Source organism: Neisseria sp. 83E34, assembly GCF_001308015.1.
Classification (GTDB): domain Bacteria; phylum Pseudomonadota; class Gammaproteobacteria; order Burkholderiales; family Neisseriaceae; genus Neisseria.
In genome coordinates this window covers 89,852-106,769 of record NZ_LGYH01000001.1, presented here as the reverse complement: position 1 = coordinate 106,769, position 16,918 = coordinate 89,852, and the positions used below count along the sequence as shown (strand labels likewise).

At 44.0% G+C, this 16,918-nt stretch carries 14 protein-coding genes; 4 read left to right on the top strand and 10 right to left on the bottom strand.

What is annotated here, in order from left to right:
* Positions 1-12: 12 nt before the first annotated feature.
* From ispE to AKG09_RS00455, 3 genes are all read right to left on the bottom strand, one after another.
* Positions 13-858, bottom strand: a complete 846-nt coding sequence (gene ispE, locus AKG09_RS00465) for a 4-(cytidine 5'-diphospho)-2-C-methyl-D-erythritol kinase (protein WP_054617550.1) — start codon at positions 856-858, stop codon at positions 13-15.
* On the bottom strand, positions 855-1,448 hold the full coding sequence (locus AKG09_RS00460) for an outer membrane lipoprotein LolB (RefSeq protein WP_054617549.1): 594 nt from the start codon (positions 1,446-1,448) through the stop codon (positions 855-857). The genes ispE and AKG09_RS00460 overlap by 4 nt, the downstream gene beginning before the upstream one ends.
* 121 nt (positions 1,449-1,569) lie before the next feature.
* Positions 1,570-3,408 (bottom strand): tetratricopeptide repeat protein, encoded by a 1,839-nt coding sequence (locus tag AKG09_RS00455; RefSeq protein WP_054617548.1) that lies wholly within the window; start codon positions 3,406-3,408, stop codon positions 1,570-1,572.
* Between the two features lie 326 nt (positions 3,409-3,734).
* On the opposite strand from AKG09_RS00455, the gene AKG09_RS00450 reads away from it, so the two are divergent.
* Entirely contained in the window at positions 3,735-4,346 is a 612-nt protein-coding gene (locus tag AKG09_RS00450; RefSeq protein WP_054617547.1) for a CoA pyrophosphatase, read from the top strand.
* 184 nt (positions 4,347-4,530) lie between these two features.
* Here AKG09_RS00450 and AKG09_RS00445 read toward each other — a convergent pair whose 3' ends face one another.
* The gene (locus AKG09_RS00445) at positions 4,531-5,313 is read right to left on the bottom strand and encodes a molybdopterin-binding protein (protein WP_054617546.1); all 783 of its coding nucleotides are present in this window, start codon (positions 5,311-5,313) and stop codon (positions 4,531-4,533) included.
* Between the two features lie 153 nt (positions 5,314-5,466).
* On the opposite strand from AKG09_RS00445, the gene argG reads away from it, so the two are divergent.
* Positions 5,467-6,810 (top strand): argininosuccinate synthase, encoded by a 1,344-nt coding sequence (gene argG / locus AKG09_RS00440; protein WP_054617545.1) that lies wholly within the window; start codon positions 5,467-5,469, stop codon positions 6,808-6,810.
* 310 nt (positions 6,811-7,120) lie between these two features.
* On the opposite strand, the gene ccoP is transcribed toward argG, so the two are convergent.
* The 4 genes from ccoP to ccoN are packed head-to-tail and all read right to left on the bottom strand — an operon-like array spanning position 7,121 to position 10,823.
* Entirely contained in the window at positions 7,121-8,554 is a 1,434-nt protein-coding gene (gene ccoP / locus AKG09_RS00435; protein WP_082391709.1) for a cytochrome-c oxidase, cbb3-type subunit III, read from the bottom strand.
* Positions 8,555-8,599: 45 nt separating this feature from the next.
* Positions 8,600-8,749 (bottom strand): cbb3-type cytochrome c oxidase subunit 3, encoded by a 150-nt coding sequence (locus AKG09_RS00430; RefSeq protein ID WP_009117422.1) that lies wholly within the window; start codon positions 8,747-8,749, stop codon positions 8,600-8,602.
* Between the two features lie 4 nt (positions 8,750-8,753).
* A complete protein-coding gene (gene ccoO / locus AKG09_RS00425) occupies positions 8,754-9,362 on the bottom strand; it encodes a cytochrome-c oxidase, cbb3-type subunit II (protein ID WP_054617544.1) in 609 nt (202 codons plus the stop codon).
* A 24-nt stretch (positions 9,363-9,386) separates the two neighbouring features.
* Entirely contained in the window at positions 9,387-10,823 is a 1,437-nt protein-coding gene (ccoN, locus tag AKG09_RS00420; protein ID WP_197272085.1) for a cytochrome-c oxidase, cbb3-type subunit I, read from the bottom strand.
* A gap of 331 nt (positions 10,824-11,154) precedes the next feature.
* Here ccoN and AKG09_RS00415 point away from each other — a divergent pair, with 331 nt between their 5' ends.
* Both AKG09_RS00415 and AKG09_RS00410 read left to right on the top strand, forming a co-directional pair.
* Positions 11,155-12,933 carry a M61 family metallopeptidase gene (locus AKG09_RS00415; RefSeq protein WP_054617543.1) on the top strand — a complete coding sequence of 593 codons (1,779 nt, stop codon included), beginning with the start codon at positions 11,155-11,157 and terminating at the stop codon, positions 12,931-12,933.
* 25 nt (positions 12,934-12,958) lie between these two features.
* Positions 12,959-13,396 carry a TIGR01244 family sulfur transferase gene (locus AKG09_RS00410; protein WP_054617542.1) on the top strand — a complete coding sequence of 146 codons (438 nt, stop codon included), beginning with the start codon at positions 12,959-12,961 and terminating at the stop codon, positions 13,394-13,396.
* Between the two features lie 409 nt (positions 13,397-13,805).
* Here the strand turns inward: AKG09_RS00410 and AKG09_RS00405 are convergent, their stop codons facing one another.
* Positions 13,806-15,404: an isocitrate lyase gene (locus AKG09_RS00405; RefSeq protein ID WP_054617541.1), complete on the bottom strand. Its 1,599-nt coding sequence runs from the start codon at positions 15,402-15,404 to the stop codon at positions 13,806-13,808.
* A 499-nt stretch (positions 15,405-15,903) separates the two neighbouring features.
* Positions 15,904-16,776: a lipid A biosynthesis lauroyl acyltransferase gene (locus AKG09_RS00395; protein ID WP_054617539.1), complete on the bottom strand. Its 873-nt coding sequence runs from the start codon at positions 16,774-16,776 to the stop codon at positions 15,904-15,906.
* Between the last annotated feature and the right edge of the window lie 142 nt (positions 16,777-16,918).

The following is a 16,918-nucleotide window of genomic DNA, read 5'->3' as shown; positions in this document are numbered from 1 at the left end:
CGCTTCAAAATACTATATATCAAACAAAGGGTGCTGCGGTAAACCTTGTACGCAAAATGCCTGATATCTTTTTGAAACCTTACTGTAGATTATTTCAGCTTTTTCTTTAGAGCTTGTTGAAACAAACACACAAGCCCCAGAACCTGTCATTAACGGATTACCGTACGCTTTCAAATCTTGGAAAGCTGCAAAAACTTGCGGATACTCCTCAAACACAACTGCCTGCATATCATTTCTAAAAGGCTGCAATGCTTGAAAGGAGGTAATTATGCTTGTTTTTGAATCACGCGTCAAGTTTTTATGTGAAAAAATCTTTTCGGTACTCACATGTACGTCCGGCTTGATTATCACATACCATTGCCCCGGTATATCCATTTCAGTCAACTGCTCACCGATGCCTCTGGCAAAAGCGTTACGACCGAATATAAAAAACGGTACATCCGCACCCAGCCGCACACCCAAATCCATGAGTTGTTGCCGGTTTAAATCACATGCCCATAAACGGTTTAAAGCAAGCAGCACGGTGGCAGCATCCGAGCTACCTCCTCCCAAGCCCCCCCCCATAGGTATTTTCTTTTCCAGCCAGATATCTACACCAAATTTGCTGCCTGTGTACTCTTGTAACAATTTGGCTGCGCGTACAGTTAAATCATGCTCTGGGTTCACACCCGGTATTGGTGTATGCAACATAATTACACCATCTTTGCGTACACTAAGATACAAGGTGTCATACAAAGCGACCAGACAAAAAATACTCTCCAATTCATGATAACCATTGCTGCGCCGACCTGTAATTTTAAGATCCAGGTTTAGCTTTGCCGGAGCCGGGAAAGCCTGAACGTTTTCAGGGATATTCATTTTATGCCTCTTGCGGCGCATTGCGTGGCTGCCTGTGCATCGCGAGCAAGAGGCTGCATGTTGTCAAATACCAGTCGCAAGGTGAGCTTGCTGCTTTCCAACAATAATACTCGCGGCATTCCGTTTTGGTTGAGCTGCCTTGTAATCGTCCAATTAAATTGCTGCAGGCGCCCGTCGCTGGAAACATAATGAGGCACACCTTTCACCCACTGCCCCGCTGCCCAGATATTCAAATATTGCACCGGCAATTCATAACCCAAAAGCTGCTCACTTAACTCCTGCGCTGTTGCGGCACTAAACACTTTACCGTTGCTGTCTACCGCTACCACGCCTTGTGCATCTTGACACAATTGCCCCATGGTACTACCCAGCGGCGTGTTGACATCAATGGTTTGCACACCGTTTTGATACGTCCAGTCAAAATTGGCATACGAACCTTTTTCGTTCACTTTAACAGCCAAACGGCCATCGGCATTAAATTCCTTCAATTCGCCCTGTTCTCTCCAGGCATCTGTTTTTTGATAAATCGAAGTACAGGCACTCAATACCGCACTAAGTAGTAATATTCCTGCAATATGGGAAATTTTCATCATATTTGCTTCCTCTTGTAAGCGATGCCTGTCTGAAAACATTTTCAGACAGGCATTAATTCAACATTTCAACATTCTGCAAACAGCAACATTGATTTATCGTATTCAACTGAGAATACAATTATTTTGTTTTAGGCAACACCACACCCAATCGTTTCATAGTTTCCAGCAAAATCGAACGCTTCCCTTCTTTTTCTTTCAAGCCTTTTTTAAATACTTCTTTAGCTTGCTCCTGCCGACCGAGTTTCCAGTATGCTTCGCCTAAATGTGAGGCAACTTCAGGGTCAGGCTGCTGCTCGAAAGCAAACTCCAAATAAGGTAGAGCAGTAGTGGCATCGCCTTTTAATAAGTATGCCCAGCCCAAACTATCGTTGATTGCGGCAGATTCCGGCTCCAAGCGATAGGCTGCTTCAATCAACTGAAACGCTTCTTCTATATTACTTCCGGGCGCGCTCAACATGGTATAGCCTAAAGCATTCATACCTTCAACACTATCAGGACGCAGCTCACGATAGCGTTTCAAGTCAGCAATGGCTTTTTCAGGTTCGTTCAGATTGTCTGCATAAATGATGGCACGTTGATACAATACATCGGCCAACTTTTCTTGGTTATCTTTCTGCTTGTTGACTTTTTCATAAAGAGCATTGATTTCTTGCATTGCTTGACGCGGATTTTTATGCTTTACCAAAGTGAATAATTGCACCCTGAGTAAATCTTCATCGGTAAAGAAGTTACCTTGCTGCTCAGGCAGGTTTTGTGCGGCTTTGACGTGCTCTGTTGCTTTTTGCCAGTTACCCGACTCCACTTCGATTGATGCACTCAGCACCAACCTGTCAAATGCATATCCAGGGGCTTTGATTTTCGCTGCCCATTCACGTGCCGCCTGATGATTTTTTACATCGGCATAACGCATGGCCGAAATAGCCGCCGCCCGGCTTCTCTGCTCCTGCGTGCCAATGTTATAAACTTGCTCCAGATAAGACAAGATAACAGGCAACTCTGCTTTTTGGGTAATCGCCAAAAGCGCAGCCTGCATATAAAGATCCGCATCCGGTTTTTCTTTTAAAAGCTCTTGCAGCAGATCATATGCTTCAGAATATTTTCCCGAATATATCAGACCTTCCACCTGAAGCTCGCGCCATACCGGAGAAAGCTTATTTGTTTTTGCTTCGGCAAAGAATTTGTTCAAAATTTCAGGATTCTGCTGACCGATCAAGCGCAATGTAAACATTGTAGCAGGCACAATTTGGGTATCCAGCTCGGTTAACCGCTGCAAAGCCTGAATTGCACCTTGCTCATCATTGGCCAAGGAGCTGAAAATCGCCTGTGTGATAACTGCTTCCGGCATGTCAGGGTAAGGCTTGGTTGCACGTTTAACTTTACGGTCAACGCGCTTGGCAAATTCCGGATGCTCTATCGCGGCTTGGGCCAGTTGCAAAAACAATTTACGCTTGCTTTCGCTATCTGCTTTTTCCATAACCTTATCAAAGTTTTTCTCAACTGCATTAAACTCCTTCAGAGTCAAGCTGCGCACCCAAGCCATACGCTGCTGCGCCTCACTCGGTTCGGGTTCAACTTCACGCCAACGCTGGTAGATCGTTTCAGCTTGTTCATAAGCATGCAGGCTGATTGCCATTTCCATAGCCCGTTCCCCAACTTTGGAATCTTTGATCCGGTTAAACGCAACCATATAGCTTGCCAGCGCCGTAGCAACATCGCCTTTTTGCAGAGCAATTTCACCACCCAAAAGAGTAAATAGTTCGCTGGAGCGTTTAACCAAACGCGCGCGGCGCTCATATTCGCTAATCTGTGGTTCTTCTTTTTTTGCTTTTTTTGCAGCCGACTCAATCAACTCGTAATCGGAAGCCCGCGGCACTTCACTAGATGCGAAAGCCGGTAAAGCAGCGCTTAACAATAATGACAATACTAGCGGTTGAAAACGTTTTTGAAAAAAAGGCATAACATTCCCTTTGGTGTGGCATATCCAGCAGCCGCTTTAAATACCCGAAAATTTGTTGAACGGCTGCTTTAGAGTGTGTAGCGCGTCTTTAGACAATAAATTATGGAAAGCTATATTGCACCCGTATCGTTCGTAAACTAATACCGCAAATCCCATATCTAAAATCAACTGCGACACCTTAATTCATTAATTACCGAATAAAAATAAATCGCTACTTTATCACAAGGCATAAAGCAAAGGCGATTTTTGCAACAATTAACGAGAGGTGCAAAAGCTTTTCAGACAGGCATATAATGCTTTCAATGCCTGTCTGAAAACCATAAATTATGAACACCGAAACCTTACGCCATTTCCTTAAAAGTTTGTCTTCTCAACAACATGGCTTATTAAACAAGCGAAACACGCTTTTTATCGAACAGCCCGCCGATTCATTCCGGCCTGCCGCCGTTTTACTCGCCTTGGTACCTCGTCAGGAAGAATGGCAAATATTGCTGACCAAGCGCGCAGAAACCCTCAAACACCATACAGGACAAGTTGCTTTTCCCGGTGGCGGGTATGATGAAGAAGACGCTTCTCTCACCGAAACCGCCTTGCGCGAAGCACACGAAGAAGTGGGCACGCCTTGCCATACGTGGGAAACTTTCGACATTATTCCACCGTGTTACACGCCCAGCGGTTACGCTGTTTATACCGTGCCCGCTTTATCCGAAACCGAACCTCGGCTCACATTAAACCCGAGCGAAGTGGCCGAAGCTTTCTATGTACCGCTATCGCTTGCACTGGATACTGCAAACTACCAACAACGCATATTCCAATATCAAAATCGAACGGTACAGGCCCCTGCTCTGCCTTACTTACATTACGATATTTGGGGGCTGACCGCCAGCATTCTGTATTCAATGGCGGAACATTTCAGGCATTACCGTTATCGCAAATAAACTTTATTTCTGCTATGGCGCTGTTGCGCTTTGCCGTAGTAAAAATTAAGTTGATTACATATAGTTAAGCGCTTGTTAAAATGTCGATTTTTGATTAATCCAATTAACAATGCCTGTCTGAAAACACGGCTTCATAAAGAAGCTGGACAATATTTTCAGACAGGCATTGTCATTTCTGTGAGTCCTATCGCTTGATCTCTTCCAGCTTTCCACCCAAGTTTTCCAACTCAGCCAATACTTCCGGCCAAGCAACATCAAGCAACTTGCAAGCCTCACCAGATGCTTTAATGCCAAACTCAATGTGCGCATCCTTGTGCTCGGTTTTCTCGGTCGGCAGACTAAACGTTTTCACACCCGGATAATCTTGCTGTATCTGCTCCATCAAACGGCCGATTCGTGATTCCGGCAGCTTAAATACCCATACAGAGCGCGACGCCTGTTCGGTTTGGTTAAACTTGTCTGCATAATAACGATTCAGCACCCACTCGGCCATTGGCGCCACCATAACGGGAAAACCGGGCAAAAAATAATGCTCACGAATGGAAAAACCGGCAATCCGATTATACGCATTCTCCACCAATTCAGAGCCTTTGGGAAAATCCGCCATCGTAAGGCGACGCTGGTGCTCAAGCGAATCAAGCGTTTCACCTCGACTAAGCGTTACCTGCTCAATATAGCCTGCCGCGACAGGATGATTTTCAATATCCAAACCCAACGCTTCAGCGGCAGCCTGGCGCGTATGGTCATCAGGAGTCGAACCTATACCGCCGGTTACAAATGTCGGCATCGCATCTTCAAAACTGCGCTTAAGTTGGCGTATCAAAATTTCCCGATCGTCCGGCAAATATTGCACCATGCCCAACTGGAAACCATGTTGTTCTAAAAGTGTTTTAAAGAAAATAAAATGTTTGTCTTCTCGCGAACCGTGCAATATCTCGTCGCCGATAATAATTAAATTAAATTGCATACTTCACACAACCTTTCTCTCAATGCCTGTCTGAAAACAGAAAACAAGTAATTTTTCTTAGTTGGCCAAGCCAAGCCCTAGACTAATCAAAGGATTCGTACAATAATAAGGAATTTTACATCTGAGAAAAATCAACACAGGAACTATCCGACAATGAGCAATCATACCATCTTGCAAAACCTGCCCGTCGGCCAAAAAGTCGGCATTGCATTCTCCGGCGGCCTAGACACTTCTGCCGCATTATTATGGATGAAACTCAAAGGCGCCCTACCCTATGCTTATACGGCCAACCTCGGGCAGCCTGATGAAGAGGATTATAACGCTATTCCCAAAAAAGCTTTGGAATATGGTGCAGAACAAGCCCGCTTAATTGATTGCCGCAGTCAGTTGGCACACGAAGGCATTGCTGCAATTCAATGTGGCGCTTTTCACATTACCACCGGCGGCATTGCCTATTTCAACACCACCCCTCTCGGGCGCGCAGTGACAGGCACTATGCTGGTTGCTGCCATGAAAGAAGATGACGTGAATATCTGGGGTGATGGTTCCACTTATAAAGGCAATGATATTGAACGTTTCTACCGCTACGGATTACTAACCAATCCACACTTGCGCATTTATAAACCTTGGTTAGACCAAACATTTATCGACGAACTTGGCGGCCGCCAAGAAATGAGCGAGTTTCTGATTGCCAATGGCTTTGATTATAAAATGTCTGTCGAAAAAGCCTATTCCACCGATTCTAATATGCTCGGTGCAACACACGAAGCCAAAGATCTCGAGTTTTTAAATACCGGCATCAAAATTGTGAAGCCGATTATGGGCGTTGCTTTTTGGGATGATAATGTAGAAATAAAACCTGAAGAGGTGACCATACGCTTTGAAGAAGGCGTACCCGTTGCTTTAAACGGTAAAACTTTTGCTGATCCTGTTGAATTATTCCTAGAAGCCAACCGCATCGGAGGCCGTCACGGCTTAGGCATGAGCGACCAAATCGAAAACCGCATCATTGAAGCCAAATCACGCGGCATTTATGAAGCTCCAGGCATGGCTTTACTGCATATCGCTTACGAACGTTTGGTAACAGGTATTCACAATGAAGATACCATCGAACAGTACCGCATCAACGGTTTACGCTTAGGCCGTTTACTTTATCAAGGCCGCTGGTTCGATCCGCAAGCATTGATGCTACGCGAAACAGCCCAACGTTGGGTTGCAAAAGCCATTACCGGTGAAGTAACACTCGAATTGCGCCGCGGCAATGATTATTTGATTTTAAATACCGAATCACCCAATCTAACTTATCAACCCGAACGTCTCTCTATGGAAAAAGTAGAAAATGCTGCCTTTACTCCAGCGGACCGTATCGGCCAATTGACTATGCGCAATTTGGATATTACCGATACACGAGGCAAACTTGGTGTGTATTCACAAAGTGGTTTACTGTCTTTAGGAAAAGGTTCTGTATTACCTCAATTAGGATACGATAAGAAATAAATGCCTGTCTGAAAAACCTTCTTTCTAAATTATTTACTATGACTAAATTGAAAAACAGTAACAACTAAAAGTTAGGTATTCTTTGTCATCGTTTACTTGTAAAGATGAGAAACTCGCTATTATTTTTATCTTTCATCAAACTGCAAACAAGCAAAAAAAGAGATAACCTAACCGTGTTACTGTTTTCGACTCTTAGTCTTGTATCAATTTACTCAATCCCACTATATTTTTAAAAGCGATTCCTTACCAAAATTGCTTAGTAAAAAATCCCGGCTAATTTAGCCGGGATTTTTCCTCAAACAAAACTTTATCAGCCTTCTATTCTCACTTCAACACGGCGGCCTTCAGCATCGTTTCCTTGTGCAGCAGTTGTATTCTCAGGTTTACGCAATTCAATATTTTTTGCGTCCACACCTTGAGCTTCCAAAAATGCTTTTACTGCTTGAGCACGCTTCTTGGACAACTCTGCATTAGCTTTCACATTGCCTGTGCTATCAGTAAAACCACTAATAACCAGTTTTTTACTGTCTTTGCCGGCCTTGATTAAATCTTGCAAAATAAGGTTAGCATTCTCAGCAACATCACTCTTACCCGTAGCAAAATAGAAAACAGCCAAACCACTACCTGCTTGTGTATCAAAAGTTACTTCAGCTTTATCACCAGCCACGCTAGGAGAAGCTACAGCTGACGCAGCGGATGTCTGTGTTGCTGCAGAAGCCGGAGCAGCTTGAGGTTCACTGGCTTTTGCTGTTGCCGCACCATTTGCCTTAGCCGCTTTTTCACCTAATGCATTCTCAGTATCAGTAGGCAAGGCTTTTCCATCTTTGTGTGACAATCCCCATACATAGGCCGTCATGATGTGCATCTTGTCATCATCCAAGAAATTGCCCCATGCTGGCATTTGGTTATGACGACCATTGGTGATGGTTTCCATAATTGCTTTTTGAGTGCCTCCCCACAACCAAATATCATCAGTCAAGTTCGGACCAGTACCTTGAATACCTTGACCTTTGTCGCCATGACAAGTGTAACAGTTTGCAGGTGGACCATGGAAAATAGCATCACCACGAGCAGCACGCTCAGGATCGTAACTACCTTCGTCTTTAGAAAGCGACATCACATAGTTCGCAACATCTTTTACCCGCTCTTCCCCTAGAACCGGACCCCATGCAGCCATAATACCGATACGGCCATTTTTAATGGTTTCATGAATCTTCTCAGGAGTACCGCCCCACAACCAATCATTATCAGTCAAGTTGGGAAAACCACGTGAACCTTTAGCATCAGAACCATGACATTGAATACAGTATGTATCAAACAGATTTTTACCAATGCGCTGAGCCTGCGGATCTTTTGCTACTTCTGCAATCGGCATTTTGGCAAATTTAGCATAAATCTTGCCATATTCAGCATCTGCTTTTTTCACTTCCTCTTCGTACTGCCCTTTACTACTCCAACCTAAAAAGCCTTTGAAGTCTCCCAAACCAGGATAGGCCAACAAGTAACCTACCCCAAAAAACACTGTAAGAAGATACAAGCCAAACCACCAGCGAGGTAATGGGTTGTTATATTCTTCAATACCATCCCATGAATGGCCCATGGTTTTAACATCTTCACCTTTTGGTGGTGCCTTTACTTTATTCTGAGAAAATAAAAGCCATAGCAATCCAATGATACTCAGTACCACGATGGCAATGATGTAGTAACTCCAAAAACTGCTGGTAAATTGTGAATTTGTGTTCATTTATTTAGCTCCGTTATCACGGGATTATTTATTGGGCGGGAATTTTCAGCGTGGCGAATCATCATCTTGAATAATACTTTTACCCGCATCTTCATGATTTTTTTTATTTCGCTTGCTGAATACAACATACAGCACCAAAATAAAACTGACGAAAATCCAAACTGTAAATAAGCTCCGCGCCCAATTCACATCCATGACATTACCTTTTCTTCAGCGCCAAGCCCAAGCCTTGTAGATAAGCAATTACTGCTTCCATTTCTGATTTGTCTTTCAACAATTCAGGGGCTTTGGCTATTTCTTCATCACTATACGGAGTACCCACAGCCCGCAAAGCTTTCATTCGCGTAACTACTGATTCCGGATCTACTTTATTACGCGCCAACCATGGGAAGGCTGGCATATTAGATTCAGGAACAACACTACGCGGATCCAGCAAATGCAAGCGATGCCATTCATCAGAATAACGACCGCCAACCCTCGCCAAATCAGGGCCGGTACGTTTTGAACCCCATTGGAAAGGACGGTCATAAACAGACTCTCCTCCAACAGAATAGTGACCGTAACGCTCAGTTTCAGCACGGAAAGGGCGAATCATTTGAGAGTGGCAGTTATAACAGCCTTCCCGAACATAAATATCGCGTCCTGCTACTTGCAGAGCATTGTAAGGTTTCACCCCTTTAGTCGGTTCGGTCACGGCCTTCGTGAAAAATAAAGGTACAACTTCAACCAGCAAACCTACACTAATCACTAAAAAAGTGAACACAATCAAAAAGCCAACTTTTTCTTCAACAAGTTGTTGTAATTTCATTTTGGTAGCCTATTCTCTTATTCTTTAGTGATACTGTGATTGGGTCAGTGAAGGAATTTCCGCATCAACTGCCTTACCAACCGAAACAGTACGCAATACGTTATAAGCCATAATCAGCATACCGCTTAAATACAGCAAACCACCAACAAAACGTACCACATAGAAAGGTTTGCTGTCTTTAACAGACTCCACAAATGAATAAGTCAGTGTACCGTCAGTATTCAAAGCACCCCACATCAAGCCTTGCATCACACCGGAAATCCACATTGATGAGATATAGAGCACCACGCCAACAGTAGCAATCCAGAAATGCATTTCTATCAATTTAACACTGTACATTTCTTTCTGACCGAACAAACGGGGAACCAAATAATAAATCGAACCGATGGTAATAAAGCCTACCCAACCAAGTGCGCCTGAGTGAACGTGACCAACAGTCCAGTCTGTGTAATGGCTCAAAGCGTTGACTGTTTTGATAGACATCATCGGACCTTCAAAGGTAGACATACCGTAGAAAGAAAGCGATACCACCAAGAATTTCAGAATCGGATCAGTACGCAGTTTGTCCCACGCACCGGACAAGGTCATGATACCGTTAATCATACCGCCCCAAGAAGGCGCAAACAGAATTAAAGACAATACCATACCTAAAGACTGGGTCCAGTCTGGTAATGCGGTATAGTGCAAGTGGTGAGAGCCTGCCCACATGTAAGTGAAAATTAATGCCCAAAAATGCACAACTGACAAGCGGTAAGAATACACCGGACGACCTGCTTGTTTCGGTACAAAGTAATACATCATGCCCAAGAAACCGGCCGTTAAGAAGAAGCCTACAGCATTGTGCCCGTACCACCATTGAACCATCGCATCAATGGCACCGGCATATACAGGGTATGATTTCATCAGTCCGGCAGGAATACTGATGTTATTGACAATATGCAACAAGGCCACTGCCAAAATAAATGCGCCGTAGAACCAGTTTGCCACATAGATGTGTTTGATTTTACGTTTAGCCAATGTTCCAAAGAAAACGACTGCATAAGCCACCCAAACCACGGCGATCAGAATATCAATCGGCCATTCCAATTCGGCATACTCTTTACTTTGGGTGTAACCCAAAGGCAAGGTAATTGCAGCCAACACAATTACAAGCTGCCAACCCCAAAAGGTAAAGGCGGGCAGGAAGTTTCCGCCGAACAAACGCGTGTTGCATGTACGCTGAACGACATAATAAGACGTGGCAAACAAACCGCAGCCGCCGAAAGCAAAAATAACTGCATTAGTATGCAACGGACGGATACGGCCGAAGTGAAACCACGGGCCGACATCAGAGAGGTTGAGCATGGGTGCAAACAATTGGGCGGCAGCAATTACACCGACCAACATACCCACAACACCCCAAACTACAGTCATGATGGCAAATTGACGCACCACCTTGTAGTTATAAGTTTGCGTTTCCATGAGGATCTCCATTAAACATGGCAATTTAAACATCTGGCAGGTTTGCAAACAAAAGCCGCCTGAAACAGCTTTTATAAACCACCTTATTTAATTTATCTTAATTTAACACCTTATCCCAAAACAAGCTCACAAGGATATGGAAGTTTAACTTCTGTATTTTAAATCAAAATGCAGCTTGAACCAAGTCATATCATCATACAGCCCGTTTGATCATGCAAATGAGTTGCCAAATATCGGATTTTGTAAGAGTATAAGCTTTGTAACAAGCTTTATTTGACCAATATCAAACAGGTTGAAATCTGCAAACAAATCTTAACAAAAATTCTACTTTATGTTGTACTATTCTCTAAGCCCCACTCCTACAAGCCACTTATGGCAAATTACATTGCATTACACACACAAAGAGGATACTTCTTTTGTGCTCCGTTTGCCCAATTGGGTTCCCGGCAGTTATATGATTAGAGATTTTTCACGTCATATTATTTCCATTGGAGCTCATTGTAACGGGCAACCTGCCAATCTAACCCAAACTGCTAAGAATCTTTGGCAAACCGAAGCCAAAGCCGGAGATTGGCAGATTCACTACACGGTTTATGCTTTTGATTTTTCCGTTCGCGGTGCTTATCTGAGCAGCGAACGTGGCTTTTTCGATGGAGCCTGCATGTTCCTCAGCATTGAAGACCAAGAGCATCAGGCTTGTACTCTTGAAATCAATCATTTACCGAAAAACTGGCAAACCACCACCACGCTTCCTTGCCTGTCTGAAAACCATTATCGGGCAGCAAATTATGCCGAACTGATTGATCATCCATTTGAATTCGGCACCATAGAAACCATCCGTTTTGAAGCCTGCGGCATTCCACACAAAATTGCCCTCAGTGGTGATTACGCCGATTTTGACCGTGAACGTCTGAAGTGTGATATTCAAAAAATCTGCGAAGCCCAATTGCAGATGTTCCCTGCTCCTGCACCTTTCAAAGAATATCTATTTATGCTGTTTGTTGGTGACAATATTTATGGCGGTTTGGAACATATCAGCAGTACTGCCCTGCAAATAGACAGAAAATGCCTGCCAAAGAAACGTATGCAAGAGGCTGATGAAGACTACATATCACTGCTCGGGCTATTTTCACACGAATATTTTCATGCCTGGAATGTAAAATCCATCAAACCTGCCGCTTTCCTACCCTACCGACTCGACAGTGAGAGCTATACCGAGCAACTTTGGGCCTTTGAAGGCATTACTTCTTATTATGATGATTTATTTCTCGCTCGCAGCGGCGTGATTAGCCCGGAAGACTATTTGAAATTGCAGGCAAAAAACATGACCCGGGTTCAGCAAAATAAAGGCCGCACCAAACAGACCCTTGCGCAATCCAGCTTTACCGCTTGGAATAAATATTACAAACAAGATGAAAACAGTCCTAATGCGATTGTAAGCTACTACCAGAAAGGGGCACTCGCAGCTATGTGTCTGGATCTCATCATTCGCCAGCGCAGCAATGGGCAAAAAAGTTTGGACGACATTATGTGTGCGTTATACCAAACATGGCTCGATACAGGAAAAGGCCTGTCTGAAAACGAGTGGCAGCAACAAGCAGAGGCTATTGTTGGATTAAATTTACAAGATTTCTTTCAAACAGCCTTGTTCAGCACACGCGACCTACCCTTGGAAGCCTGTCTGAAAAGTGCGGGCGTTATCTTAAAATGGCAAAGTGCACCGCGCAGTCACGGTGGCGCTCTGGTTGAAACTTTTGACGAGCAACCCGAAGCTCCTGACTTTGGAGCCCGCTTCATACAAAATGCAGAAAGTATTACATTAACCCACGTTTTCAACAACAGCAGCGCTGAAAATGCCGCATTGTGCGCACAAGACAAAGTGATTGCACTTAATGGTTTTTGCTGTTCGGACTTTGCCCAACAATGGTCGCAACTTTCCATTGGACAAACTGCCAAACTGCACTATTTCCGCCAAGGCGTGCTGAAAGAAACCGAAACGATCGTTAAGGCAGCTGAGGCTGATACCGCATTTTTAAAAATCGACAATCGGCAACTACTTGAAAAATGGTTAGGTATTACGGAATCCAACCCAACCAATATGCCTGTCTGAAACCCTCCCACACAAAGGAATCATCATGAGTTTTTTCCAGCTTACAGATAAACTGTATATTGCGCCCCAAATCAACCGAACTGATACAGCCGAAGCAGCCAAGCTGGGCATCACCGGCGTAATCTGCAACCGCCCGGATCAAGAAGAACCCGGTCAGCCAACCTTCAGTGAAGTTTCCACTTGGTTTGCCGACGCAGGTATCCGCAACATTACACACCAGCCGGTAGTCGGATCACAAATCACAGAATCAGACGCCCAAACTTTTTCGCAAACCCTGGCTGCACACGATGGCCCTGTTCTCGCCTACTGCCGCACCGGCACACGCTGCTCGCTGTTGTGGGCACTGCATCAAGCTGGGCAAGGAAAAGATGTTGCCGCCCTTATCTCCGAAATAAAAGAAAAAACCGGTTTAGATCTGAGCAACTTCACTGACAAGCTGAAAGCCGCCAACATCGCAAGCTAAACAATATAGCAAATAAACTTATTTTTGATACAAGGCAGAAAACCTAAAACAATAACAAGTAATACTAATACCGGGTTGTTTCTGTTGCTGCTCTAGAGCTTTAGCAGCTTACAAAATCGTTCTCTTTGAGCTAAAGCACAGCAACAACGTAGCAAAAGTTAAGTTTATTTGCCGTATAAACACAATGCCTGTCTGAAACCCTATATTCAGACAGGCATTCTCATGACGACCAAACAACAAAAAAGGGGGCAACTGAACAGTTACCCCGAATACCTCAAATCAGAGATTTACGCTTCACAAACATACAGGCTTTCACCTGTACCTTTATCAGACAGCTCAACTCTGCCCGATAAAGCCAATTTGTTTCAGACAGGTATTTGTAATGCCTGTCTGAAACACTATTCCCAAATTAAGAGAATTGATTCATTGTGTTGTCTTTACCGCCTGCTTTTAACGCAGCTTCGCCGGCAAAGTATTCTTTGTGGTTGTCACCGATATCGGAACCGGCCATGTTTTGGTGTTTCACACAAGCCAAACCTTGGCGGATTTCTTGACGTTGAACATTCTTCACATAGGCCAGCATACCTTCGTCGGCAAAGTAGCCTTTAGCCAAGTTGTCGGTAGACAAGGCTGCAGTGTGATAAGTCGGCAGCGTGATGAGGTGGTGGAAAATACCAGCTTCGCGAGACGCATCTTTTTGGAAGGTGCGGATTTTCTCGTCTGCTTCTTTAGCCAACTCGGTGTCGTCATAGTCAACACTCATCAACTTAGCACGGTCATAAGCAGACACATCTTTACCGGCTTCTTTCCAAGCATCGAATACTTGCTGACGGAAGTTCAGAGTCCAGTTGAATGACGGGCTGTTGTTATACACCAATTTAGCGTTCGGAATAACAGCACGGATTTTATCCATCATCTCTTTAATTTGGCCAACGTGCGGTTTTTCGGTTTCAATCCACAACAGGTCGGCGCCATTTTGCAGAGAAGTAATACAATCCAACACTACGCGGTCAATACCGGTACCTTTACGGAATTGGAACAGGTTGCTTGGCAAACGGGTCGGCTTGATGGTTTTGCCGTTGGTATTCACGATTACGTCGCCAGGTTTTACTTGGCTCAAATCAGTAACCTCTTCGCCTTCCAGGAAGCTGTTGTATTGGTCGGCCAAGTCACCTTTCTCAGCAGAGAAAGCGATTTGCTTGGTCAGGCCTGCGCCCAAAGAGTCGGTACGCGCAACGATTACGCCGTCGTCCACACCCAACTCCAAGAATGCGTAGCGCACTGCGTTGATTTTCGCCAAGAAATCAGAATGTGGCACGGTTACTTTACCGTCTTGATGACCGCATTGTTTTTCATCTGACACTTGGTTTTCAATTTGGATACAGCAAGCACCGGCTTCAATCAGTTTTTTAGCCAACAGGTAAGTTGCTTCAGCGTTACCGAAACCGGCATCAATGTCGGCAATAATCGGCACAACGTGGGTTTGGAAGTTATCGATTTGCGATTGAATTTCCTGCTTTTTGGCTTTATCGCCTTCGGCGCGGGCGCTGTCCAAAGCGGTAAACAATAAATCCAACTCACGTGCATCGGCCTGGCGCAAGAAAGTGTAGATTTCTTCAATCAACTCAGGCACGGAAGTTTTTTCATGCATAGATTGGTCGGGCAGCGGACCGAATTTAGAACGTAAACCGGCAACCATCCAACCGGAAAGATACAGATAGCGTTTATCAGTGGTTTTTTGATGCTTTTTGATAGAAATCAGCTTTTGTTGAGCCACGAAACCGTGCCAGCAGCCGAGAGACTGGGTATATTTAGCGTGATCGGCGTCATAGTCGGCCATATCTTTGCGCATGATAGCAGCAGTGTATTTTGCAATATCCAAGCCGGTTTTGAAACGGTTTTGCAAACGCATACGGGCAACATATTCGGGGGTAACATCATGCCAACCCGCACCCATTTTTTGTTTCAACTCACCTGCTTGTTTGATTTCTTCCTGATAATTCGCCATGCAAATCTCCTTTGTTCTAGCTTGATTTTTGGATAAACGTACAGACTACAATAATGCCGCATATTTCTTTGTAGTGGCATGTAGTACCGATGGGCGAAATGTACCCCTATTTTGCCGGTTTGCCAAGCCCCTTTATGATGATTATCAAGCCACATTATATTTTCCCTATTATTTACAAATATCTATATTTCCGCATCTTTCAGTCTAAAATTGGCATTTTCCGATTGATTTTTGCTTATTTTTCTAATCTGATTAGCATTTATTATTATATTTAGAAAGTTTAAACACGGTTTTAGAATTTCACAAACCATCTTAATTTATTGAATTTAATATGTTTATTTTTTTACACAATTGAATATCAATTTTTTTGGTATTTTTTCATTATGTTGTAAATGTAACCTAATGTAGTAATGCCTGTCTGAAAGCTTCAGACAGGCATCATCACTATATTGATTTTCAATAATCCAAAATATTCTAAAATCTTATTCAGCAATATTTTTTATCGATAAAAATCCGCCTCACCTTCCGGCCGGGTTTTAAAACGTTTGTGCAGCCAGTAATATTGAGCCGGGTTTTCACGGATACGTGCCTCGATAAAATCGTTCATACGCTGCGCATCGGCTTCCGGGCTGCCTTCAGGAAAATGTTCCCAAGCGGGGTAAAAACGTAACACGACGGTACCGTCTTCTTGCCGTATAGGAATGGCGGGAATCACTTTAGCGCCGGTCATTGCGGCAATTCTGCCCAACCCGGCGATAGTGGCTGTTTTAATGCCGAAAAAATCCACAAAAACAGAATCTTTCCGCCCAAAATCCTGATCAGGCAAATAAAGAAAAGGCGCATCACTTCTGCGCAACTCTTTAATGATGGCACGCAACCCTTCCGTGCGCCCGATTAAGAAAACGTTGTTATAACGATGCCGCCCTTTGAGAATTTGCTCATCAAGCGTTTTATTTTTCTGGTGGGAATACATACTGATCAGCGGCACATCTTGATTTAAGGCGTACACAGCCAATTCAAACGCAGTGAAATGCGGATAAAGTAATATCACTTTTTCGCCTGACAATAGTGCGTCATCCAAATGTTGCTTATCCTGATAATGCACCAGCGATTTCAGCCTGCCCGCATCGCCATACCAATACAGGCCATATTCCACCAAAAGTTTCCCCATATGCTCGAAATGCTGCTTCAAAATGATGCGTCGCTGCTCTTGAGTCCACTCAGGAAAACATTTTTCCAAGTTAACCAGTCCGACTTTCCTGCGGCGCGGTACGGCGTAATAACTGATTTTTCCGACAATGGAACCGATTTTCTGGATCACAGGAAAAGGCAGGCGGTTGATAAGTTTTAATAGGAAAAAAATGAATTTCATAAATGTTTCAGGCAGGCATTACTGGTTGCCACATTATAGTGGAATTTTCCGGCCTGATGATTGGATTCGGGCAAAGTGCCAGAGAAAAATAAAATGCCTGTCTGAAACGTTCAGACAGGCATCAATAGGCATTTCAATTCAA